1 tRNA gene is annotated in these 384 nt (G+C 37.2%); it reads left to right on the top strand.

Annotated elements, in window-relative coordinates:
- The first annotated feature begins 69 nt into the window (after positions 1–69).
- A tRNA-Ala gene (locus H4J66_RS05135) sits at positions 70–145 on the top strand.
- Positions 146–384 lie beyond the last annotated feature (239 nt).

The raw sequence follows: 384 nt of genomic DNA, 5'->3' as shown, positions 1-384 counted from the left end.
TTTAATGGAAACTTCGGTTTCACGAGTGTCTACACAAATTACATGATAACAAATTAGAAGAATCCCGATGGGGCTATAGCTCAGCTGGGAGAGCGCCTGCCTTGCACGCAGGAGGTCTGCAGTTCGATCCTGCATAGCTCCACCATCTTATATGAATAATATAAGAGACCATTATGATTCTTCGTATAAAGAAAGAGACCAAACTTAATCTATCGAGTTCGATAAATTAAGTTTGGTTTTTTAAACCACGTTTTTAACCGAATGCGCGTTAAGAATGAGTTCTTTAACAATCTGGAAAGCTGATATAAATAAAGTATTTATGTCGTAATGAACGGTGTCGCGCTGTGATTTACATATGACATAGGTATTTACAAAAGCGATTAA

Origin of the sequence: Colwellia sp. MB3u-55 (assembly GCF_014076785.1) — a bacterium.
Classification (GTDB): domain Bacteria; phylum Pseudomonadota; class Gammaproteobacteria; order Enterobacterales; family Alteromonadaceae; genus Colwellia_A.
The sequence above is the reverse complement of the archived record's forward strand: the minus strand, read 5'-3'. Positions and strand labels throughout refer to the sequence as shown.